Origin of the sequence: Methylomonas stagni, from assembly GCF_050154735.1 — a bacterium.
Classification (GTDB): domain Bacteria; phylum Pseudomonadota; class Gammaproteobacteria; order Methylococcales; family Methylomonadaceae; genus Methylomonas; species Methylomonas koyamae_A.
In genome coordinates this window covers 2,852,580-2,876,489 of record NZ_CP189557.1, presented here as the reverse complement: position 1 = coordinate 2,876,489, position 23,910 = coordinate 2,852,580, and the positions used below count along the sequence as shown (strand labels likewise).

Sequence of the window (23,910 nt, the reverse complement as noted above, 5' to 3'; positions counted from 1 at the left end):
GCATAAAAATGAGACACCGTAAATCTGGAAGACAGCTTAATAAAAACAGTAGCCACCGTAAAGCCCTATTTAGCAATATGGCCTGTTCGTTGTTTAAGCACGAGTTGATTAAAACTACTTTGCCGAAAGCCAAAGAGTTGCGCATGATTGCTGAACCTCTGATTACCCTTTCGAAAGTTGATTCAGTAGCTAAGCGCAGGCAAGCTTTCTCTAAGCTGCGCGACCGTGATGTGGTTACTAAACTGTTTAACGAACTGGGGCCCCGTTATCAATCTAGAAATGGCGGCTATCTGCGCATCATTAAATGCGGGTTTAGGCCCGGGGACGACGCGCCGATGGCTTATGTCGAATTGGTTGATCGGCCTGAGCCGGCTCAGGCGTCCGCTGAGTAAGCTAGTTTCGAAAGGTACAAAAAAGCCGTGTCGGCCCAAGCCGACGCGGCTTTTTTAGTTTTAGGCCTTGCTGGTCTAATCTATTGAGACTCCTGAAGGGGGCGATTGAGGAGTTCAGGTAGCACACGCCAATTTTCCAGTTTCTGTTCGAAGCTCATCGCGGCATTGGCTGGGCTAGTTGAAGGTAAGCGGTAGCGCTTAATTTTTTCGGTAAACGCCTTGCTATAGTAATGCTTGTTGAATATTTTGTCGGCAGTCGCGCCGTTAAATAATATTGCTTCAATTTTGCCGTGGCTTTCGAAGAAGCTATCGAAGTCATTGATTACGACGCTCGTAAAGTCTATATCGGAATCCATGCTGCCGGGGCGGCGGCATCTCTTCATTACATCCCACAATGCGACGCCCGATAGGGTAAGTTTGTTTAATCGTTCGACATAAGCCGAATCGGGATTGATGCTTAGTAGCTTACAAATGATCGGCCAGAATTGATTCCTGGGATGAGCATAATATTGCTGATCTTGCAGAGAGCGAATGCCGGGTATGCTGCCCAGGACAAGTATTCTGGCATTCTTGTCAGCGATAGCTTGGAAGCTCTCGATTATCGTCATTTGATGAAGATTCCCGTAGATATTTATGTTCTAAAAAGATCGTTTATCTGGTTATAGGCTTTAAATGTCATGACTGTGAAGCTGGTTTTAAGCGGTCTGCTTGGCTATCGATATTGCTTATGTCTCGCTCCGGTTCTGCTAGCGATCGATTCTTTGAGGTTTTAGTAGTTAGCGCGTTTGGTTTTAAAGGTCGTCATCCTTGTCGGCGAATTTATCGGATAGCCGCAACAACACCAGTAGCGCGCCCGCGCCACCGTGACTTCTGGGTGCGGAACAGAAAGCTAATACGTCTCGGTGCTGACGTAGCCAAATATTGATGTCGTTTTTTAAAACTGGCAGTTGATCCGGCGAATTGTAGCCTTTGCCGTGAATAATCAATAAGCAGCGACAGCCTTTTTCAACGCAGCGGTGTAAAAAGTTCAATAGCTGGCTTTGCGCCGAGCGACTACTTAGGCCGTGCAGATCGATTTCGGCGTCAAGGTCGTAATGCCCCTTACGTAGTTTTTTTAATACGTTCTTTTGTACGCCCGGCACGGCGAATAGCATTTGGTCTTCTTGAAATAAACGGGAAGGTACATCGTCCAACGGTATTTCCAAAGGATCGACAATCTCTGGCAATTTAGGTTTCGGCCTGGGAGGCGGGCTCTTATTGGGTCGTAAAATGACCGTGTCGGCTTTGATTTCTTTGACCTTGCCGACGGCCTCGCGAAAAAGCGTGGTCTCTTCAGGCGTTGTGGTTTTTTTGTCACGTAAGCTGCTGGATTTGCGGTTTTTTTGCTAACATGCGGCAATTTTAAAGCGTTTTATCGCGACATGCATATTCTGATCAGCAACGACGACGGCTATTTGGCGCAGGGCATCAATACCTTGGCCGCAGCTCTCAGACCATTCGCCAAGGTTTCGGTAGTCGCCCCCGATAAGAACCGTAGCGCTGCCAGTAATTCGTTGACGTTGGATATGCCGCTTAGGGCGACCGTGTGCGAGAACGGTTTCGTTCGGGTTGACGGGACGCCTACCGATTGCGTGCATCTAGCCATTACCGGATTGTTGGCGGATGAACCCGATATGGTCTTCGCCGGCATCAATCACGGTGCGAACCTGGGGGATGACGTGATTTACTCGGGGACAGTCGCCGCCGCTACCGAGGGACGTTTTCTCGGATTGCCGGCGGTGGCTATCTCATTGGTTGGGCACAATGCCAAGCATTTCGATACGGCGGCCCAAGTAGCGGTGACTTTGCTAAACAAAATGCAATTTCGGCCTTTGCCGGAGGACACCTTGTTGAATGTCAACGTGCCCGATTTGCCGTTTTCCGAAATTAAGGGCTTCTTGTCTACTCGGCTTGGTCAGCGGCATAAAGCCGAGGCTGTCATTCGCGGATCTGATCCGCGGGGGCAAACCATCTATTGGGTGGGGCCGCCTGGTGCCGAGCAGGATGCCGGTCCCGGAACCGACTTCGACGCCGTTAAGAACGGCTATGTGTCAGTCACTCCGCTACAGCTGGATTTAACTCGCTACGAGCGTTTGGAGGGACTGCGCGACTGGCTGGCATTGGACGCATAAGTATGAGTCGACGAATACAAGGCATCGGTATGACATCGCGGCGCACCCGCGAGCGTATGATCTCCCGGCTACGCCAGCAAGGAATTTCCGATAACAAAGTGTTGGCAGTCATGGCCGACACTCCCCGCCATATTTTCGTCGACGAGGCTTTAGAGAGTCGCGCTTACGAAGATACCGCATTGCCGATTGGGCACAATCAAACGATCTCGCAGCCGTACATCGTCGCGAAAATGACTGAGTTACTGCTGCAATCCGCTGTTCCCGCCAAGGTTTTGGAGATCGGTACCGGTTGCGGTTACCAGACGGCTATCCTCGCCAAACTGGTCAGTCAGGTTTACACCGTTGAGCGAATTGCTCCTTTGATGAAAAAAGCACGCGATACTTTATGGGAGTTGAACATCAAGACTGTCGGTTTCAAGCATACCGATGGTGGATGGGGCTGGCCCGAACATGCGCCGTTCGAGGGCATCTTGGCTGCGGCGGCTCCCGCCGAAGTGCCGGAAGCTCTATTGCAACAGTTGGCGGTCGGGGGGTGCTGGTGATACCGGTCGGTCAAGAGGGGAAGCAGTATTTGCATCGTATTGTGCGTACCGACGAAGGTTATTTGGACGAAGTGATCGAACGCGTCACTTTTGTGCCGTTTCTGTCGGGTGTTACCGGGTAATTCGCGAAAACTTTGCTTGTGGACTCGTGATTCCTGAAGGCGGTAACCATCCGTTGTTACTCGCGAGCAGTTGGTGTTGGCAAACTTGATTACAGGTTTCATTGTGCCGGCGCCAATCCTCTTCTTCGGCGAGATTGCCGGCATCTGGCATACAATGGATGCAATTCAATCGTGTCCGTGATTCCGCTTTGAAAAATAATACCCAATATTCGGTCGGTATCGACTTAGGTACTACCCACACCGTGGTTGCTTACGCCGAGGCCGAAGACCCGCACAAGACCATCCGTCTGTTCGAAATACCTCAATTGATCGCGCCGGGTGAAGTCGATTCCAGGCCTTTGTTGCCGTCGGTGCGATATCACCCGGCGTTTGGCGAGCTTAATGCCGATAGCGGTTTTTTAACGGCCCCCGATGGTGCGGTGCTTGGGGAAGCGGCGCGATTGCTCGGTACCAAGTCTCACGGCCGGCTGGTGACTAGCGCCAAGAGCTGGTTGTCGCATAACGCTGTCGATCCGGCTGCGGCTATTTTGCCGTGGGGTAGCGACGAGTCGGTGTTCAAGGTTTCTCCGGTGGCCGCGAGCGCTAGCTATCTGCAATATGTTCGTAGCGCATGGGATCAACATTTTCCCCAGGCGCCGTTGTCCAGGCAGAACGTGGTGATCACGGTACCGGCGTCATTCGATGAATCGGCGCGTGCGCTGACCCTGGAGGCCGCCAAGTCCGCCGGCTTGGTGGATGTACGCTTACTGGAAGAGCCTCAGGCGGTTTGTTATGACTGGTTACGTCGGCATGACGGCAAAGTCGCAGCCAGTCTGGCCGGTTGTCGTCTTTTGCTGGTCTGCGACGTCGGTGGAGGCACCACCGACTTGACATTGATTCGCATCGACCACGGTGACGGCGATCCAAAACTCACTCGGATCGGCGTGGGCGATCACTTGATGCTGGGCGGCGACAACATCGATCTAGCGCTCGCGCGTCTAGCCGAAACACGGTTAACCGGGGGTGATAAGAAGCTGTCGGCGGGTGATTTGTCGCAATTACTCGAACAATGCCGGGTAGCAAAAGAACGTCTGTTGGCGGATGCCGCTCCGGAACAATTCGCCGTCACTTTGCTGGGCGGTGGCTCGAAACTCATAGGCGGAGCTCGAAGCAGTTTTCTTACCCGTGACGAAGTGCGACGCATCGCGCTAGACGGATTCTTCCCGCTGTCCGGAATCGAAGAGCTGCCGGACAAAAAACGAAGCGGAATGGTGGAGTTCGGTTTACCGTACGCCCCGGAGCCCGCGATTAGCAAGCATATCGCCGCTTTTCTTAAGGCGCATGCCCGAAGCTCGAGAGCAGCGTTGACTGGTACCGGCGAGGGGGCGGAGTTCGCGGGTCCCAGCGAGGTAGTAGACGGCTTGATCGTGCCTGATGCGCTGCTCTTGAATGGTGGTTTATTCCGTAGCCCTGCGCTCGTTACCCGCGCGCTTGAGTTGTTGGGACATTGGCGCGGTGAGCCGCCAGTACAATTAGAAAACCTTGATCCGGAATTGGCAGTGGCCTACGGTGCTGTCGCGTATGCGATCGCCCGGCGCGAGAAAAAACTGAAAATCGGCGGTGGCGCGGCCAGGGGCTATTTTTTACTGGTAGACACCGTTAACGATGCGGGAGCTCGATTTACCAAGCCTGGCATCTGTATTTTGCCCAAAGGTAGCGAGGAGGGGCGGGAAGTCACATTGACCGGCCGGCAATTTGCGCTGCGGATCGGCCAGCCGGTACGTTTCCATCTGATGTCGAATAGCACGGACGCCGATTATCGCCCCGGCGACGTCGTCGAACTTGACGATGACCGTTTTCATGGGCTGCCGCCGCTGGCTGTCGCGTTCGCCGGTGATCAACGAGTGGAAGTCGTCGTGCAGTTGGTGGCGACCTACACTGAAGTCGGCACCTTGCGCTTGCAATGCGTGGCGAAGGCGGATTTGAATCAGCGCTGGGATGTGGAGTTTCAAATAAGAAAAACTGCCCCAACGATCGGTGGAGGGGAGTTGCCGAATCAACTACCGCAAGCCCTAGAAAAGATTCAGACGGTTTTTGGAGCGAAATCCAGGGACGTTGATCCGCAAGCGGTGAAAACCCTACGTGCCGATCTGGAAAAATCCTGGGCGCGCCCCGAGCCGATTGGCGCACGCCATTACTGCGCGAGCTTTTCAATGCGCTGCTGGAGGGTGGAAAATATCGGCGGCGAAGCGAGCAGCATGAACGTTTGTGGTTTAGCTTGGTCGGTTTTTGTCTGCGGCCCGGTTTTGGGTATCCGCTCGATGATTGGCGGGTTGAGCAAATATGGAAGTGGTATGGTGACGGACTCCAGTTTGTCAATGAGAAACAAAATTGGACGGAGTGGTGGACCTTGTGGCGGCGCGTGGCGGGAGGATTGCAGGCCGAGGCTCAGCAGCGCTTGTTCGGCGACGTTGCTAAATTTATAAACCCCGCCACGGCTCGTCAAGCGGGCCTCGCCAAACAATTGATGACGCGTGGGTACGAAGATATGGTGCGCTTGGCCGCAGGTCTTGAGCGTTTGCCTGTCGCAGATAAAACTCAGCTTGGTGAATGGCTGTTGAAACGGCTGGAAAAGGCTGGAGAGCCCGAACAAAGTTGGTGGGCGCTTGGCCGGGTTGGCGCGCGCGTCTTGTTTCATGGTAGCAATCACGAGGTAATTCCGTCGGATACCGTGTCGAAGTGGTTGCACCGGTTATTGGCGGTAGATTGGAAAAAGCAATCTCAAGCCGGTTTCGCCGCCGCATTACTCGCGCGCCGCTGCGACGATCGTGTCCGCGATATCGACGACCATTTGCGCGCCTTGGTGCAGGACAAACTCAAGCAGGCCAAAGCGCCTGTCTCCTGGCAGCAAATAGTTTCCGACTACATACCGCTCGACGAGCAGCAAGAACGGCAAATATTCGGAGAGGCGTTGCCTCCAGGTCTTAAATTGCTTGAAGAGCATTAACCGGGCTGTAGTTAAATTGCGAAGTTGTCAATAGCTGCTTGATGGTTCCCTGTTAGTATTGTCGGCAAAACCACAAATTCACGGCGGATATCTGTCCATTTTTAAAAATTGGGCTAAACTCGACAGCGTTTTATGTCGTCGTAATTCCTAATCCAGTCATGTATGGAGCGAGTAAACCATCTCCAGCTTGACCGCGAGATCGGCACAGGCGGAACGCACAGGGGCGGCAAGCGAGTTTGCCGCTAACGACGAGTATCCGGCAATCGAAAATGGATGGTCGGCGGGACGGTCAATCATCGGAACAGCCTAGCTTGCATTTAGGCGGCTTTCCAGGAACTCAGTAAAGTAGGTGGGCTATGGCTTCGGTAATTTCATTATTCACCACGGCGCAAATCGCCGGACTAAGCACAGATGCTGTAGCAGCGCTAACCACCGAGGACATGCAGGCTCTGAGTACTGCTCAGATCGTCGCATTTACCACTGTTCAATTTCCGGTATTCAACAGCCTGCAGATTGATGCGTTGAGCACGGCGCAAATCGTCGCCATCGAAACCGCCGATATTGCAGTGATGAGTACGCTAGCGCTATCTTCCGGGCTATCCAGCAGCGACTTCGCCGCGCTGAGCACCCAACAAATCGTCGCGCTGAGCACCGCCCAAGCCTTCGGCCTGAAAACCAGCCAAGTGGCCGCGCTGACCACCCAACAAGTGGCCGCGCTGGAAACCGCCGACCTGGTGGGCCTGGGTACCAGCAATGCCGCATCGCTGACCACCGCCGGCATCGTCGCCCTGACCACCGCCCAAGCGGCGGCGCTGGCCACCGCCCAAATCGCCGGGCTGACCACCCGCCAAATCGCCGCGCTGGAAACCGCCGACCTGGCCGCGCTGAGCACCGCCCAAGCCGCCGCGCTCAAATCCCATCAAGCCGCCGCGCTGACCACCGGCCAAGTCGCCAACCTGATCACCGCCGACCTGGCCGCGCTCAGCACCCTGGCGCTGAGCAACCTGACCACCGCCGGCATCGTCGCCCTGACCACCGCCCAAGCGGCGGCGTTGACCACCGCCCAAATCGCCGGGCTAACCACCCAACAAGTAGCCGCGCTGGAAACCGCCGACCTGGCCGCGCTAGGCACCGCCCAAGCCGCCGCGCTCAAATCCAACCAAGCCGCCGCGCTGAGCACCGCCCAAGCCGTCAACCTGGAAACCGCCGACCTGGCCGCGCTGACCACGCTGACCCTGAGCGGACTGACCACCGCCAGCACCGCCGCGCTGAGCACCCAACAAATCGTCGCGCTGAGCACCGCCCAAGCCTTCGGCCTGAAAACCAGCCAAGTGGCCGCGCTGACCACCCAACAAGTGGCCGCGCTGGAAACCGCCGACCTGGTGGGCCTGGGTACCAGCAATGCCGCATCGCTGACCACCGCCGGCATCGTCGCGCTGACCACCGCCCAAGCGGCGGCCCTGGCCACCGCCCAAATCGCCGGGCTGACCACCCGCCAAATCGCCGCGCTGGAAACCGCCGACCTGGCCGCGCTGAGCACCGCCCAAGCCGCCGCGCTCAAATCCCATCAAGCCGCCGCGCTGACCACCGGCCAAGTCGCCAACCTGATCACCGCCGACCTGGCCGCGCTCAGCACCCTGGCGCTGAGCAACCTGACCACCGCCGGCATCGTCGCCCTGACCACCGCCCAAGCGGCGGCGTTGACCACCGCCCAAATCGCCGGGCTAACCACCCAACAAGTAGCCGCGCTGGAAACCGCCGACCTGGCCGCGCTAGGCACCGCCCAAGCCGCCGCGCTCAAATCCAACCAAGCCGCCGCGCTGAGCACCGCCCAAGCCGTCAACCTGGAAACCGCCGACCTGGCCGCGCTGACCACGCTGACCCTGAGCGGACTGACCACCGCCAGCACCGCCGCGCTGAGCACCCAACAAATCGTCGCGCTGAGCACCGCCCAAGCCTTCGGGTTGAAAACCAGCCAAGTGGCCGCGCTGACCACCCAACAAGTGGCCGCGCTGGAAACCGCCGACCTGGTGGGCCTGGGTACCAGCAATGCCGCATCGCTGACCACCGCCGGCATCGTCGCCCTGACCACCGCCCAAGCGGCGGCGCTGGCCACCGCCCAAATCGCCGGGCTGACCACCCGCCAAATCGCCGCGCTGGAAACCGCCGACCTGGCCGCGCTGAGCACCGCCCAAGCCGCCGCGCTCAAATCCCATCAAGCCGCCGCGCTGACCACCGGCCAAGTCGCCAACCTGATCACCGCCGACCTGGCCGCGCTCAGCACCCTGGCGCTGAGCAACCTGACCACCGCCGGCATCGTCGCCCTGACCACCGCCCAAGCGGCGGCGTTGACCACCGCCCAAATCGCCGGGCTAACCACCCAACAAGTAGCCGCGCTGGAAACCGCCGACCTGGCCGCGCTAGGCACCGCCCAAGCCGCCGCGCTCAAATCCAACCAAGCCGCCGCGCTGAGCACCGCCCAAGCCGTCAACCTGGAAACCGCCGACCTGGCCGCGCTGACCACGCTGACCCTGAGCGGACTGACCACCGCCAGCACCGCCGCGCTGAGCACCCAACAAATCGTCGCGCTGAGCACCGCCCAAGCCTTCGGCCTGAAAACCAGCCAAGTGGCCGCGCTGACCACCCAACAAGTGGCCGCGCTGGAAACCGCCGACCTGGTGGGCCTGGGTACCAGCAATGCCGCATCGCTGACCACCGCCGGCATCGTCGCGCTGACCACCGCCCAAGCGGCGGCCCTGGCCACCGCCCAAATCGCCGGGCTGACCACCCGCCAAATCGCCGCGCTGGAAACCGCCGACCTGGCCGCGCTGAGCACCGCCCAAGCCGCCGCGCTCAAATCCCATCAAGCCGCCGCGCTGACCACCGGCCAAGTCGCCAACCTGATCACCGCCGACCTGGCCGCGCTCAGCACCCTGGCGCTGAGCAACCTGACCACCGCCGGCATCGTCGCCCTGACCACCGCCCAAGCGGCGGCGTTGACCACCGCCCAAATCGCCGGGCTAACCACCCAACAAGTAGCCGCGCTGGAAACCGCCGACCTGGCCGCGCTAGGCACCGCCCAAGCGGCCGCGCTCAAATCCAACCAAGCCGCCGCGCTGAGCACCGCCCAAGCCGTCAACCTGGAAACCGCCGACCTGGCCGCGCTGACCACGCTGACCCTGAGCGGACTGACCACCGCCAGCACCGCCGCGCTGAGCACCCAACAAATCGTCGCGCTGAGCACCGCCCAAGCCTTCGGGTTGAAAACCAGCCAAGTGGCCGCGCTGACCACCCAACAAGTGGCCGCGCTGGAAACCGCCGACCTGGTGGGCCTGGGTACCAGCAATGCCGCATCGCTGACCACCGCCGGCATCGTCGCGCTGACCACCGCCCAAGCGGCGGCGCTGGCCACCGCCCAAATCGCCGGGCTGACCACCCGCCAAATCGCCGCGCTGGAAACCGCCGACCTGGCCGCGCTGAGCACCGCCCAAGCCGCCGCGCTCAAATCCCATCAAGCCGCCGCGCTGACCACCGGCCAAGTCGCCAACCTGATCACCGCCGACCTGGCCGCGCTCAGCACCCTGGCGCTGAGCAACCTGACTACCGCCGGCATCGTCGCCCTGACCACCGCCCAAGCGGCGGCGTTGACCACCGCCCAAATCGCCGGGCTAACCACCCAACAAGTGGCCGCGCTGGAAACCGCCGACCTGGCCGCGCTAGGCACCGCCCAAGCGGCCGCGCTCAAATCCAACCAAGCCGCCGCGCTGAGCACCGCCCAAGCCGTCAACCTGGAAACCGCCGACCTGGCCGCGCTGACCACGCTGACCCTGAGCGGACTGACCACCGCCAGCACCGCCGCGCTGAGCACCCAACAAATCGTCGCGCTGAGCACCGCCCAAGCCTTCGGGTTGAAAACCAGCCAAGTGGCCGCGCTGACCACCCAACAAGTGGCCGCGCTGGAAACCGCCGACCTGGTGGGCCTGGGTACCAGCAATGCCGCATCGCTGACCACCGCCGGCATCGTCGCCCTGACCACCGCCCAAGCGGCGGCGCTGGCCACCGCCCAAATCGCCGGGCTGACCACCCGCCAAATCGCCGCGCTGGAAACCGCCGACCTGGCCGCGCTGAGCACCGCCCAAGCCGCCGCGCTCAAATCCCATCAAGCCGCCGCGCTGACCACCGGCCAAGTCGCCAACCTGATCACCGCCGACCTGGCCGCGCTCAGCACCCTGGCGCTGAGCAACCTGACCACCGCCGGCATCGTCGCCCTGACCACCGCCCAAGCGGCGGCGTTGACCACCGCCCAAATCGCCGGGCTAACCACCCAACAAGTAGCCGCGCTGGAAACCGCCGACCTGGCCGCGCTAGGCACCGCCCAAGCGGCCGCGCTCAAATCCAACCAAGCCGCCGCGCTGAGCACCGCCCAAGCCGTCAACCTGGAAACCGCCGACCTGGCCGCGCTGACCACGCTGACCCTGAGCGGACTGACCACCGCCAGCACCGCCGCGCTGAGCACCCAACAAATCGTCGCGCTGAGCACCGCCCAAGCCTTCGGGTTGAAAACCAGCCAAGTGGCCGCGCTGACCACCCAACAAGTGGCCGCGCTGGAAACCGCCGACCTGGTGGGCCTGGGTACCAGCAATGCCGCATCGCTGACCACCGCCGGCATCGTCGCCCTGACCACCGCCCAAGCGGCGGCGCTGGCCACCGCCCAAATCGCCGGGCTGACCACCCGCCAAATCGCCGCGCTGGAAACCGCCGACCTGGCCGCGCTGAGCACCGCCCAAGCCGCCGCGCTCAAATCCCATCAAGCCGCCGCGCTGACCACCGGCCAAGTCGCCAACCTGATCACCGCCGACCTGGCCGCGCTCAGCACCCTGGCGCTGAGCAACCTGACCACCGCCGGCATCGTCGCCCTGACCACCGCCCAAGCGGCGGCGTTGACCACCGCCCAAATCGCCGGGCTAACCACCCAACAAGTGGCCGCGCTGGAAACCGCCGACCTGGCCGCGCTAGGCACCGCCCAAGCGGCCGCGCTCAAATCCAACCAAGCCGCCGCGCTGAGCACCGCCCAAGCCGTCAACCTGGAAACCGCCGACCTGGCCGCGCTGACCACGCTGACCCTGAGCGGACTGACCACCGCCAGCACCGCCGCGCTGAGCACCCAACAAATCGTCGCGCTGAGCACCGCCCAAGCCTTCGGGTTGAAAACCAGCCAAGTGGCCGCGCTGACCACCCAACAAGTGGCCGCGCTGGAAACCGCCGACCTGGTGGGCCTGGGTACCAGCAATGCCGCATCGCTGACCACCGCCGGCATCGTCGCCCTGACCACCGCCCAAGCGGCGGCGCTGGCCACCGCCCAAATCGCCGGGCTGACCACCCGCCAAATCGCCGCGCTGGAAACCGCCGACCTGGCCGCGCTGAGCACCGCCCAAGCCGCCGCGCTCAAATCCCATCAAGCCGCCGCGCTGACCACCGGCCAAGTCGCCAACCTGATCACCGCCGACCTGGCCGCGCTCAGCACCCTGGCGCTGAGCAACCTGACCACCGCCGGCATCGTCGCCCTGACCACCGCCCAAGCGGCGGCGTTGACCACCGCCCAAATCGCCGGGCTAACCACCCAACAAGTAGCCGCGCTGGAAACCGCCGACCTGGCCGCGCTAGGCACCGCCCAAGCCGCCGCGCTCAAATCCAACCAAGCCGCCGCGCTGAGCACCGCCCAAGCCGTCAACCTGGAAACCGCCGACCTGGCCGCGCTGACCACGCTGACCCTGAGCGGACTGACCACCGCCAGCACCGCCGCGCTGAGCACCCAACAAATCGTCGCGCTGAGCACCGCCCAAGCCTTCGGGTTGAAAACCAGCCAAGTGGCCGCGCTGACCACCCAACAAGTGGCCGCGCTGGAAACCGCCGACCTGGTGGGCCTGGGTACCAGCAATGCCGCATCGCTGACCACCGCCGGCATCGTCGCCCTGACCACCGCCCAAGCGGCGGCGCTGGCCACCGCCCAAATCGCCGGGCTGACCACCCGCCAAATCGCCGCGCTGGAAACCGCCGACCTGGCCGCGCTGAGCACCGCCCAAGCCGCCGCGCTCAAATCCCATCAAGCCGCCGCGCTGACCACCGGCCAAGTCGCCAACCTGATCACCGCCGACCTGGCCGCGCTCAGCACCCTGGCGCTGAGCAACCTGACCACCGCCGGCATCGTCGCCCTGACCACCGCCCAAGCGGCGGCGTTGACCACCGCCCAAATCGCCGGGCTAACCACCCAACAAGTGGCCGCGCTGGAAACCGCCGACCTGGCCGCGCTAGGCACCGCCCAAGCCGCCGCGCTCAAATCCAACCAAGCCGCCGCGCTGAGCACCGCCCAAGCCGTCAACCTGGAAACCGCCGACCTGGCCGCGCTGACCACGCTGACCCTGAGCGGACTGACCACCGCCAGCACCGCCGCGCTGAGCACCCAACAAATCGTCGCGCTGAGCACCGCCCAAGCCTTCGGCCTGAAAACCAGCCAAGTGGCCGCGCTGACCACCCAACAAGTGGCCGCGCTGGAAACCGCCGACCTGGTGGGCCTGGGTACCAGCAATGCCGCATCGCTGACCACCGCCGGCATCGTCGCGCTGACCACCGCCCAAGCGGCGGCCCTGGCCACCGCCCAAATCGCCGGGCTGACCACCCGCCAAATCGCCGCGCTGGAAACCGCCGACCTGGCCGCGCTGAGCACCGCCCAAGCCGCCGCGCTCAAATCCCATCAAGCCGCCGCGCTGACCACCGGCCAAGTCGCCAACCTGATCACCGCCGACCTGGCCGCGCTCAGCACCCTGGCGCTGAGCAACCTGACCACCGCCGGCATCGTCGCCCTGACCACCGCCCAAGCGGCGGCGTTGACCACCGCCCAAATCGCCGGGCTAACCACCCAACAAGTAGCCGCGCTGGAAACCGCCGACCTGGCCGCGCTAGGCACCGCCCAAGCGGCCGCGCTCAAATCCAACCAAGCCGCCGCGCTGAGCACCGCCCAAGCCGTCAACCTGGAAACCGCCGACCTGGCCGCGCTGAGCACGCTGACCCTGAGCGGACTGACCACCGCCAGCACCGCCGCGCTGAGCACCCAACAAATCGTCGCGCTGAGCACCGCCCAAGCCTTCGGGTTGAAAACCAGCCAAGTGGCCGCGCTGACCACCCAACAAGTGGCCGCGCTGGAAACCGCCGACCTGGTGGGCCTGGGTACCAGCAATGCCGCATCGCTGACCACCGCCGGCATCGTCGCCCTGACCACCGCCCAAGCGGCGGCGCTGGCCACCGCGCAGGTGCGGGCCTTGACTACTAGGCAGGTCTCAACTCTGGAAACCGCCGATTTGGCCGCATTTACGACGGCTCAAGTGGTTGCGCTGGCGACCAATCAGATCGTCGCGTTGACGACTGCGCAGGTGGTTAGCATGGAAACGGCGGATGTGGCCGCATTGACCACCAGCCAATTTATTAAGTTGGAGACCGCCGACATTCAGGCGCTGTCTACCGCGCAGATTTTCGGTTTAACCACCGCTCAAGTTTGCGCGATGACCGACGCCCAAGAGCTTGCGCTGACAACGGCCCAGTTGAACGCGATGACCACCGCGCAATTGAACGCGTTGTTTACGACACCGTTGGTGCTGGATCTGAATGGCGACGGTATTTCGACTTTAAGTCGAGCAGCCGGCGTGAGCTTCGATATCGACGCCGACGGTAGTCGGGAGACAGTGGGTTGGGTCGGCAGCGGCGACGGTTTGCTTGCGATCGATACCAATCGAGACGGGGTCATCAATGACGGTTCGGAATTGTTCGGGTCCGCGACCCGGCTCGCTGACGGTCAGACCGCCGCCGACGGTTACGCCGCATTGCGAGCCCTAGATAGTAATCAAGACGGTTGGATTAGCGCCGACGATAACGCATTCAAGGAGTTGAAGGTCTGGACCGACAACAATGCGGACGGCTTAAGCCAAGCCGACGAGTTGCATAGCTTGACCGAGCTTGGCATTAGTCGGTTGGGTGTGAACGCCGAGACCACCTCTTCTCTGGATAACGGTAACTGGATAGGCTTGACTTCGAGTTACGAAACCGTCGACGGTGACAACCGCGCGGTGGTCGATGTCTGGTTTGCGAAGAGCGATCAGGCTAATCCAGAAGCCGATTTGAGAGCCAACGTCAATCGCCTGGCCCAAGCGATTAGCAGCTTTGCCGATGCTGACAGCGGTAATGCGTTACCCGTGACACCCGGTTTGCCGAGCGGCTCGGAAAGGGTGTCCGCCAACCCGGCATCGCTTGCGACGCTCGCCCTTGCGGATACCCTCAAGCAATTCGACGCCAATGGCAACCCGCTGGCGTTGGCGGCCACACCGTCGCAGACCGCGCGGACCGGTTTGACGCCGTCGCTGCCTGGTCTCGACGATCCAGCCAGCGGCTATCTCGCCAGCAAAGGCAAATAAACGCGTTACCTTCAAACAACAGGCATCGGGAGTTCGCTCCCGATGCCTTTTTTATGTCGTTTGCGTTATTTGGCTGATAGCGGCGGCATTGCAACACCATGATGTCCGGCCGCTTGTGTTTTCCAGTTATCATGCCGGGTTTGGCGTATAGCACTAGCGGGTATCACACTCTACATGGCTGACAAGTTTCAACATTCGGTTATTCAATGTTTGACCGCGATCGCCCAGCATCACGGCATACAGATCAATCCGGAACGGCTGATCGACGAGTATGCACTGGAAGCCAAGGAACCCAATGCGGCGATGTTGCAGCGTATTGCCAACGAGATAGGGCTGAAAATCAAGATTGCCCGCTTAAGCTGGCAGACATTACTAGCGCAAGCCGGCGTTTTCCCGATCATGGCCAGACTGCGCGACGGTGGCGCCGTGATTGTGGTCGGCATCAAGAAAGAAGCGCCGGAACAGGTGGCGATCCTCGATCCGCTGGCCGGCGACGCGGCGGTGACCTATTTGGACCGCGAGCAATGGTGGGAACGTTGGTCCGGCGAAGTGGTGCTTCTGAAGCGCCACCACGCCCTCGGCGATCCGAATCAGCCGTTTGGTTTGCGCTGGTTCATTCCGGAAATCCTGAAGCAGAAGGCGGCTTTTCGGGACATTGCGGTCGCCGCGTTCGCGATGCATTTTTTAGGGTTGGCCTCCCCGATCTTCTTTCAGTTGGTCATCGATAAAGTGTTGGTTCACCAGAGTCTATCCACGCTCTGGGTCTTGGGCATCGGTGTGATGCTGGCCTTGGTGTTCGATTCGATATTCGGCTACCTTCGCCAGTTGTTGACCTTGGCGGCTACCAACAAAATCGACATGCGCCTGACGCGGCGCGCCTTCGCGCAATTATTGTCGCTACCGATCGATTATTTCGAGACCACCACTGCCGGTGTCATTACTCGCCACATGCACCAATTGGAAGGCATACGCCAATTTTTGACCGGGCGGCTGTTCTTTACCGCACTGGACGTGTTGGCGCTGCTGATATTTCTGCCGATTTTGTTTGCCTATTCGGTCAAGCTGGCGCTGATCGTGTTGGGGTTTTCGGTGGTGATCGCGGCGATTATCGCGGTCTTACTGCCCAGCTACCGGCGCCGGTTGGATGCCTTGTACAGTGCCGAGGGCAAGCGCCAGGCCTTGCTGGTCGAAACCATACACGGCATGCGTACCGTCAAGGCGCTGGCGATCGAACCGATGCAACGGCGGATCTGGGACCAATTTTCCGCGCAGTCCATCACGATGCATTTTCGGGTCGGCAAATTGTCGATCGCCGGCGGAACCATCACCGATTTCCTCGGCAAGCTGTTGCCGATCGTCATCATCGTTATCGGTGCTCAAGACGTGTTCGATCAGACCTTGTCGGTCGGCGCCTTGATTGCGTTTCAAATGTTGTCCAGCCGGGTCAGCTCGCCGTTGTTGCAAATCGTCGGCTTGATCAACGAATATCAACAAACGGCGCTGTCGGTGCGGATGCTCGGCGAGATCATGAACCGCGCCCCGGAAGGCCGGTCCGGCGCCGGCGGTTTGCGGCCGCAATTGGCCGGCGCCATCGCCTTCGACGCGGTGGCTTTTCGCTATCCGGGGTCCAGCGTCGCGGCGCTGGATAGAGCCAGCTTCACGATCCCGGCCGGCAAGGTCATCGGCATCGTTGGCCGGAGCGGTTCCGGTAAAACCACGCTGACCAAATTGATTCAGGGTTTGTATCCGGTGCAGGAAGGCATTATTCGTTTCGACGGCGTGGACATGCGCGAAATCGATTTGTCTCATTTGCGGCGGCAAATCGGCGTGGTGCTGCAGGAGAATTTCTTGTTTCGCGGCAGCGTCCGCGAGAATATTTCGGTTACCCAGCCGGGCGCCAGTTTCGAAGACATCGTCGCGGTAGCGCAGGCCGCCGGCGCCGACGAGTTCATCGAACGCTTGCCGCAAGGCTACGATACCTTGCTGGAAGAAAACGCCGCCAACCTGAGCGGCGGGCAAAAGCAGCGGTTGTCGATCGCCCGCGCTTTGCTGTCGCGGCCGCGAATATTGATCCTCGACGAAGCCGCCAGCGCCCTGGACCCGGAAAGCGAGGCAATCTTTATCCGCAACCTGTCCCGCATCGCCGTCGGCCGCACCGTGATTATGATTTCCCACCGTTTATCGACGCTGGTCAACGCCCACGGGATCTTAGTGATGCAGCAAGGCAAGTTGGTGGACAGCGGTCGCCACCAGGACTTATTAAGCCGCTGCGATACCTATCGGCAATTATGGAACCAACAAACCAGTCATCTGTGAAACCCGGCGTTCCGAATAAGCACGCCACCGACGAACTGGCGGTGGACTTCCTGCCGGATGCCGACGAAATCGAGCGCAGTCCGCTGCCGCGTCAGGCCCGCGCCACGCTGTACGTGCTGCTGACGGCCTTGCTGGGCTTTTTGCTGTGGGCGGTTTACTCGGACGTCGATCGGGTCGTGGTCGCGCGGGGTCGCCTGGTCACACCGCTGCCCAATATCGTCGTGCAGCCGCTGGAAACCTCGATCATCGCCAGCCTGGACGTGCGGGTCGGCCAAATCGTCCACAAGGGTCAGCAATTGGCGACCCTGGACCCGACCTTCGCCGAAGCCGATCAGGCCCAGTTGCGGATACGTCTGGATAGTTTAAACACCCAAGTGCAACGTCTGAATGCCGAACTGTCAGGGACCACGTCGGCCGATGCCGAATCGGACACGGCCGACCGGCAATTGCAGGCGCAACTGGACGCCGAACGCAAAGCCAATTATCAGGCCCAGCAAAAGCAGCTCTCGGAAAAAATTCAACAACTGCATGCCGGGATTACGACTAATCTACGCGATCAGCAAGCGCTATCTGCAAGGGTCAAGCCGCTGCTGGAGATCGAGGAAATGCAGAACAATTTGGTGAATCGGCATTACGGCGCGCGCGTGCAAATGCTGGAAGCCCAGGAGAAGCGCATGGAAGTCGAGCGCGATTTACAGTTGGCAAAGAACCGCGAACAGGAATTGAAGCGGGAACTGGCCGCGCTGGAGGCCGAAAAGGCGGCCTTCGATAAAGGTTGGCGGCAAAAAACCATGGAAGATTTGCTGGCGACCCAGCGCGAGCGCGACGAGGTTAACGAACAACTGCAAAAAGCCGAAAAACGCCACAAACTGGTCACGTTGGTATCGCCGGCCGAAGCCGTGGTGCTGGATGTCGCGAAATTGTCACTGAGTTCGGTAGCCAAGGCCGCCGAACCGCTGTTTACGCTGGTGCCGTTGGAGGCCGAATTGGAAGCCGAAGTCGAGATCGATTCGCTGGACGTCGGCTACGTCAAACCGGGCGATCTGGCTAGGCTGAAACTGGACGCCTATCCCTTCCAACTGCACGGTACCTTGGATGCGACGGTGCGGACGCTGAGCGAGGACGCGTTTCGCCGCGAATCGGCCGGTCCCGGCATGGAGGCCTATTACGCCAGCCGCTTGGCCTTGGGCGACGGGCGGCTAAAGAATCTGCCCGGCCAAGCCAGATTGTTGCCGGGCATGACCTTGACCGCCGAAATCGTGGTCGGCAAGCGTTCGGTGATTTCTTACCTGCTCTGGCCGCTGACCAAGGCGTTGGACGAATCGATACAAGAACCCTGATGGCACACAACACAAGTAATGCAACCATGAAAGCGACGACTTTGGTGGAAGTCATGGCGCAAGCCGACGCGTTGGCGAAAAGCGGCGACAGCGCCGCCGCGATCGCCTGTTATACCGATTGGCTAGCCTCGCCCGGCGCCGAGCCGCAATTGCGCCACCTGGCGCTGTTCAATCTCGGCAGCCTGCTGCGTCCGGCCGGACGCATCGAGCAGGCGATCGCCGCCTATCAAGAGGCCCTGCAACTTAGGCCGGATTTTTATCAGGCGGCGGTGAATTTGGGTTTGACGTTGGAAGCCCAGGGCAACCAGGCCGGGGCAATGGCGATCTGGTTGCAGGCGCTGCAACCGGTCGAGGGGCAGACTTTGTTGTTGAATCACGCTGGCCGTCTGCAAGAGGTCAACCGCAACTTCGACGAAGCAGAAGCCTTGCTCGGGCGCAGCTTGGCGGTGATGCCGGATCAACCCGACGTGATGCAGCATTATCTGCATATTCGCCAGAAAAAATGCCAGTGGCCGGTGTTCGACGGCGTGGCCGGCATCTCGTTACGGACTTTACAACAGAACGTCGGGCCCTTGGGCTTGCTGGCCTCCAGCGACGATCCGGCCCTGCAATTGGCGGCGATCACCGCCTGGGTGGAGCGCAAGGTGCCGCGCAATCTGGCGAGGATGGCGCCGCTCGACGGCTATCGGCACGACAAATTGCGGATAGGCTATTTGTCCTGCGACTTTCGCTGGCACGCGGTCAGCATTTTGACCGCCGAGTTGCTGGAACTGCACGACAGAGAGCGCTTCGAAGTGTACGGCATCGATTTCAGTCCCGAGGACGGCGGCACGATGCGGCAGCGTATGCTGGCGGCTTTTGATAGGCATTTGCCTATCCATGCGCTGTCCGACGAGGAGGCGGCGCAAACGATACGCCGCCACGAAATCGACGTATTGATCGACCTGACCGGCTTGACCGCCGGCGCCCGGCCCGGCATCGTCGCCCACAAGCCGGCACCGGTGCAGATTTCGTATCTGGGTTACGTCGGCAGTTGCGGCATGGCCGAGATCGATTACATCCTGGCCGACCGCTACGTATTTCCGGAAGCGCTGGCCCGCTACTATTTCGAGAAGCCCCTGTATTTGCCGGAGGTCTATCAAGCCAACGACAGCCAGCGCCCGATTGCCGAGACGCCGAGCCGGGCGTCCTGCGGTTTGCCCGACGACGCTTTCGTGTTCTGCTCGTTTAACGGTAGCTACAAGATCAGCGAGCCGGTGTTTACGGTATGGATGAACATCCTGCGGCGGGTGCCGAACGGTGTGTTGTGGCTGGCGATCGACAACCCGACGGCGCGCGGCAATCTGGCGGCCGAGGCGGTAAAGCGCGGCGTCGATCCCGGCCGGCTGGTGTTTGCCGACAAAGCCGCCCCGTCCGAGTATCTGGCCCGCTACCGGGCGGCCGATTTATTGCTGGACACCAACCCCTATAACGCCGGCACCACTGCCAGCGACGCGTTATGGGCCGGTTTGCCGGTGCTGACCTGTTCCGGCAAGACCTTCGCGTCGCGGATGGCCGGCAGCTTGCTGCACGCGGTTGGTTTGCCGGAATTGATTACCACCAGCTGGCTGGATTACGAAAATCTGGCGGTGGGGTTGGCATCGGAGCCGACGGCGTTGCAAAGCTATCGACAACGCTTGCACACCCAGGGCCGCAGTTCCGCGCTATTCGACACCCGCCGCTTCGTCAAAAACTTCGAAGCGACGATCGCCGGGTTGTTCGACTAAGGACGGACCGGGCAAGCACTGCGGGGCCGGCCGTTGGTTCGAAGGCGGTTCCGCGCGATTTGATTGGCGGTTTTCGACGCTTTCGCCGCTAGCCGAAATTGGCGAATCAACCTAACGATCATGAAAGGGTTAGCCCCAAGGCGTGAGAAAAAGGGCGTGGGGGCGGCTTTAGCCGCGATTGACGGCGTCCGGCCACCGGTATGTCCGTACTTTACCCACCGGATTTTTTAGGATTAATGACCTACGACAACCTGCAAATCACCCGGAGAAGCCCATGATAATACCGACCGAAGCCATCGGCAGCATCCCTCGTCCGCCGCAATTATTGGATGCGCTGGGCGAATTCCGCGCGGGCCGGTTGTCGCGCGAACGGCTGGATGCCTGCTACGACGCGGCGCTGCGAGACACCCTGGAACGCTTCGAGCGCACCGGATCGCCGGTGATTTCCGACGGCGAACAGACCAAATCCAGTTTCGCCACCTATCCGCTGCAAGGGCTGGACAATCTTGCCGCCGACGGGGTAGTTATCCCGTTCGCCGACGGGCATACCCGGCAACTGCCCAGGTTGAATGCCGGGCCGTTCCGCTACGGCGCTTATGCCGGCGATTATGTCCGCGCCGCCAAACGCTATACCGCACGGCCGCTGAAACAGGCCGTCATCTCGGCGTCGGCGCTCAGTCTGCTTTACCCGCAACAGGGCTTGGAAGGCTATACGCGCGAGGCGTTTATCGACGATCTGATCCGGGAAGCCGTGGCGGACATTCGCGGTTGTCTGGCGCAAGGCGCGCAGCATGTGCAGATCGATTTTACCGAAGGCCGCTTGTCCGTGAAGCTCGATCCGTCCAAACAACTGCTCCGGCAATTCATCGCGTTGAACAACCGGGTATTGGCGCATTTCACGGCGGACGAACGCCAACGCATCGGCGTCCACACCTGTCCGGGCGGCGACCACGACTCCACCCACAGCGCCGACGTCGATTATGCCGAGCTGTTGCCCGAGCTGTTTCAACTTCAGGCCGGCCATTTTTATATGCAACTGGCGAGCGAGAACAAGCCTGAACAGGTCTTGGCCGTGGTCCGCGACCATCTCCGGGGCCATCAGCGAGTCTATGTCGGCGTCATCGATGTGCTTGATCCGGCGGTCGAGTCGCCGGAATCGGTCCGAGACCGGATCTTGCAAGCCGCCGAATTTATACCGGTCCACCAATTGGGCAGCACCGACGATTGCGGATTTTCGCCGTTCGAAGACGACAGCTCTACCGGGCGAGACACCGCATTCGCCAAAATCGAAGCCCGCGTAATCGGCACGAAACTGGCCGAGGCCGCGCTGAAACTGGGGTAGGCAGCGGTTGAGGCAAACCGTTCCGAAGCCAGCTTGAATCCACGCGATTTCGGGCGGATATATCAACTGAGCTATCCGTGCTTGTCCTCACTTTGGTGTCTTAGGCCCGCAAATCGACGCAGACGGCCAATTTGTCGGGCGAGGCATTTTTGGGGGAGAGGCCTTGTCCGGGGAGCGCCGGGAGCTTGAGCGGCGGAACGCTAATGTTCGCGTGCTTCGCGGCGTTTTTAGTTCAATCCGCCGCGATGTGCCCGACAGGTCCGGCGACTCTGAGCTGAAGACCAGCGCTTCAACAAAATCTCACATCGATTGCCAATCACACTGGACCGTTCCGGTTTAGACCGGGAAGCATCCAACGTGAACTCGCAACGGCCGCTGTTGAAAGCGCAGGATTCTCGACAAAACAGCTAACGATTTCCCGGCAACCTGCAACGTTCGCCGTTGAACATAGACCAGTGTCTGGTTGAGATAGACCGCTAGATGCCCGCCAAAGAACATTGTCCGATTGACGCAGATCGCCGAGGTGGCGCAGTGCGGCGTTCCATGGTTATCGTGGAACGCTTCAAAAACTTTCTAGGCCGATTCGCGTTCATCGTAAAACGTTCCGTGTTCCAACAAGCACGTTGCTTATCGAAGTTGGAACGATGCTGTACCAATAGAGAAGCGTGCGTGTTTAACACAGATCGCTGTGGGTTGTAGCCGGAATCGTCCCCGCTCAATCCGCAACGGTGAGGTTTGAAACCGCGCCGTCGAGCGTTCCGGCCCGCTGGCCCGAGGTTTGAGCCGGAACGGGATGTTTTCGGATAGCGATTGTGGCTTGATCAGGACCGTCCGATTTGGGAATCGTAATCGGACGAATGGTTGGTATGTCTCCGATTACGCTTCGCTAATCGGAGCTACGCGGGCTCGCCAGAAACCTGATTAGGTTTAAGCCTGGCGCCACAAAACCCAGGCCAAAGCACCCAAGCCTCATCGAAAACATGCTTATAAATCTTCTTGTTGAGACTTAAGTTGAGAGGATTGATTTTGGTCCTACTAAGAAATTTAAAAATGGCAATTTAGTAGGTAATCACGAGTTTCAACATACAATACAAGGTGAACAACTTGGCCCCTTATATCTGCCATCAAATCTTTTAGGTGGTACAGCAGGATTAATCTTCAATGGGTTATGGGGAGGGAGTGCGAACTGGAATGAAGTTGGGCCGTATTCGTCCCCTCAGTCTCCGTGGTGACAATTATGATGTGGATGCATTTTCTAGAAAATGAAACTTTGTAATAACCTTTGGTGCTAGTTCGTAAATTATTTCATATAAAGTTCAATGATATATAGATTATTGGGTATGTTGCATAGGCCTGCATGACCCGCACAAGCTATTGATGCAACCGATAAAAATACAACTAGCACTAAATAATATAAAAAGTAATGAATGCAGATAGACCAACTTTCAGAGGAATGTGTGTATTAATGCTGTTATCAATTTTTACGGTTACCGCTTATGCCTAGGTTCTGGTTTTTTATTTTAATAATTAGCTTGAACGGGTGTGATGTTTTTTATATTAAGCGGCTTGATTTTCAAAGGCCTAGCGAATTTTCATTTGTTTCTCGCTATGAAGCAAATAAAGCTGAAATCATTTCAGCAGTGGAAAATTATGCTTTGGCAAACAATATGTCTTGTAGCGTAAAACCCAGTGTGCTTTTGGATTGTAGCTTACAGCCTAAAGATGTTGTGGTTTTTGAAGATGCAAATGGAGTTTCTATTTGCTTATTTATGCTTGGAATTAGTTGGGAGGCTGGTGATTTTAATCAATTCACCGAATTAATTAAAAATTTAATACACGAAAAGTTACGTTATGCAACACTAAATAATTTTAGTGAAAAAGACGATTGTAATAACATACCAATGCCGTAAGAAGTGTTGCCGGCTGGGTAAATCTCGTAAGGTGGAACGAATCGCGGTTCCGCCGTATGTGGCATTTCGATTGCGGCTCGCCTACGACCGCGCGGCGGATTATTGTGATTTTGCCGGGTGATTCGCGGCGCAATCCACCTGTTGCTATAGGACCGTAGGTCCGATTAGCGAAGCGTAATCGGACGCATGTATTTAATTCATTCCTCCGATTACGCTTCGCTAATCGGAGCTACGCAAGTTGGGCGACATCCCGCTGGCGGTCATCGACCAACGGCCGGACGGTAGTCTGGTCAACCTGGCCTACATCGAAACCGACTTCGCCAACACCCCGCGCTATTTGCGTCGGGTGGCCGGCGACCTGACCCAACCAATCTGGGCCTGGCCGATCGCCCCCTACGGCGACACCCCAGCCCTGGAAGACCCGGACGGCGACGGCGTGAAGACCACCTTCAACCTGCGCTACCCCGGCCAATACTACGACGCCTTCTCCGGCCCGCACAACAACCACACCCGCTATTTCTCCCCCGCGCCGGCCGCTACCTGCAACCCGACCTGATCGGC

Annotated in this window: 13 protein-coding genes and 1 pseudogene; 12 read left to right on the top strand and 2 right to left on the bottom strand. The window is 59.7% G+C overall.

The window, feature by feature from the left end; all coding sequences use genetic code 11:
- Positions 1 to 8: 8 nt before the first annotated feature.
- Positions 9 to 392, top strand: coding sequence for a 50S ribosomal protein L17 (gene rplQ / locus ACP4CD_RS13235; RefSeq protein WP_426991263.1), 384 nt, complete (start codon positions 9 to 11; stop codon positions 390 to 392).
- An 80-nt stretch (positions 393 to 472) separates the two neighbouring features.
- On the opposite strand, the gene ACP4CD_RS13230 is transcribed toward rplQ, so the two are convergent.
- Both ACP4CD_RS13230 and ACP4CD_RS13225 read right to left on the bottom strand, forming a co-directional pair.
- Positions 473 to 1,000 (bottom strand): DNA-deoxyinosine glycosylase, encoded by a 528-nt coding sequence (locus ACP4CD_RS13230; RefSeq protein ID WP_313729056.1) that lies wholly within the window; start codon positions 998 to 1,000, stop codon positions 473 to 475.
- A gap of 183 nt (positions 1,001 to 1,183) precedes the next feature.
- Positions 1,184 to 1,585: a Smr/MutS family protein gene (locus ACP4CD_RS13225; RefSeq protein WP_426991262.1), complete on the bottom strand. Its 402-nt coding sequence runs from the start codon at positions 1,583 to 1,585 to the stop codon at positions 1,184 to 1,186.
- 228 nt (positions 1,586 to 1,813) lie between these two features.
- Between ACP4CD_RS13225 and surE the strand changes: the two genes are divergently transcribed.
- From surE to ACP4CD_RS13170, 11 genes and pseudogenes are all read left to right on the top strand, one after another.
- Complete coding sequence (gene surE, locus ACP4CD_RS13220; RefSeq protein ID WP_064028882.1) at positions 1,814 to 2,563, top strand: 5'/3'-nucleotidase SurE; 750 nt, start codon at positions 1,814 to 1,816, stop codon at positions 2,561 to 2,563.
- A gap of 2 nt (positions 2,564 to 2,565) precedes the next feature.
- Positions 2,566 to 3,105: a protein-L-isoaspartate(D-aspartate) O-methyltransferase gene (locus ACP4CD_RS13215; protein WP_426991261.1), complete on the top strand. Its 540-nt coding sequence runs from the start codon at positions 2,566 to 2,568 to the stop codon at positions 3,103 to 3,105.
- A gap of 280 nt (positions 3,106 to 3,385) precedes the next feature.
- Positions 3,386 to 4,246: pseudogene (locus ACP4CD_RS13210) on the top strand (Hsp70 family protein); the annotation flags it as partial.
- Between the two features lie 1,226 nt (positions 4,247 to 5,472).
- Positions 5,473 to 6,213 carry a hypothetical protein gene (locus tag ACP4CD_RS13205; RefSeq protein ID WP_426991260.1) on the top strand — a complete coding sequence of 247 codons (741 nt, stop codon included), beginning with the start codon at positions 5,473 to 5,475 and terminating at the stop codon, positions 6,211 to 6,213.
- 356 nt (positions 6,214 to 6,569) lie between these two features.
- On the top strand, positions 6,570 to 14,675 hold the full coding sequence (locus ACP4CD_RS13200) for a hypothetical protein (protein ID WP_426991258.1): 8,106 nt from the start codon (positions 6,570 to 6,572) through the stop codon (positions 14,673 to 14,675).
- A 174-nt stretch (positions 14,676 to 14,849) separates the two neighbouring features.
- Entirely contained in the window at positions 14,850 to 16,991 is a 2,142-nt protein-coding gene (locus tag ACP4CD_RS13195; RefSeq protein ID WP_426991257.1) for a peptidase domain-containing ABC transporter, read from the top strand.
- On the top strand, positions 16,988 to 18,331 hold the full coding sequence (locus tag ACP4CD_RS13190) for an HlyD family type I secretion periplasmic adaptor subunit (RefSeq protein WP_426991256.1): 1,344 nt from the start codon (positions 16,988 to 16,990) through the stop codon (positions 18,329 to 18,331). The genes ACP4CD_RS13195 and ACP4CD_RS13190 overlap by 4 nt, the downstream gene beginning before the upstream one ends.
- A gap of 26 nt (positions 18,332 to 18,357) precedes the next feature.
- Positions 18,358 to 20,097: a tetratricopeptide repeat protein gene (locus ACP4CD_RS13185; protein WP_426991255.1), complete on the top strand. Its 1,740-nt coding sequence runs from the start codon at positions 18,358 to 18,360 to the stop codon at positions 20,095 to 20,097.
- A gap of 274 nt (positions 20,098 to 20,371) precedes the next feature.
- Positions 20,372 to 21,439 carry a cobalamin-independent methionine synthase II family protein gene (locus tag ACP4CD_RS13180; RefSeq protein ID WP_281022285.1) on the top strand — a complete coding sequence of 356 codons (1,068 nt, stop codon included), beginning with the start codon at positions 20,372 to 20,374 and terminating at the stop codon, positions 21,437 to 21,439.
- A 1,496-nt stretch (positions 21,440 to 22,935) separates the two neighbouring features.
- On the top strand, positions 22,936 to 23,349 hold the full coding sequence (locus ACP4CD_RS13175; protein WP_157197877.1) for a hypothetical protein: 414 nt from the start codon (positions 22,936 to 22,938) through the stop codon (positions 23,347 to 23,349).
- Between the two features lie 238 nt (positions 23,350 to 23,587).
- The gene (locus tag ACP4CD_RS13170; protein ID WP_426991254.1) at positions 23,588 to 23,905 is read left to right on the top strand and encodes a hypothetical protein; all 318 of its coding nucleotides are present in this window, start codon (positions 23,588 to 23,590) and stop codon (positions 23,903 to 23,905) included.
- Positions 23,906 to 23,910 lie beyond the last annotated feature (5 nt).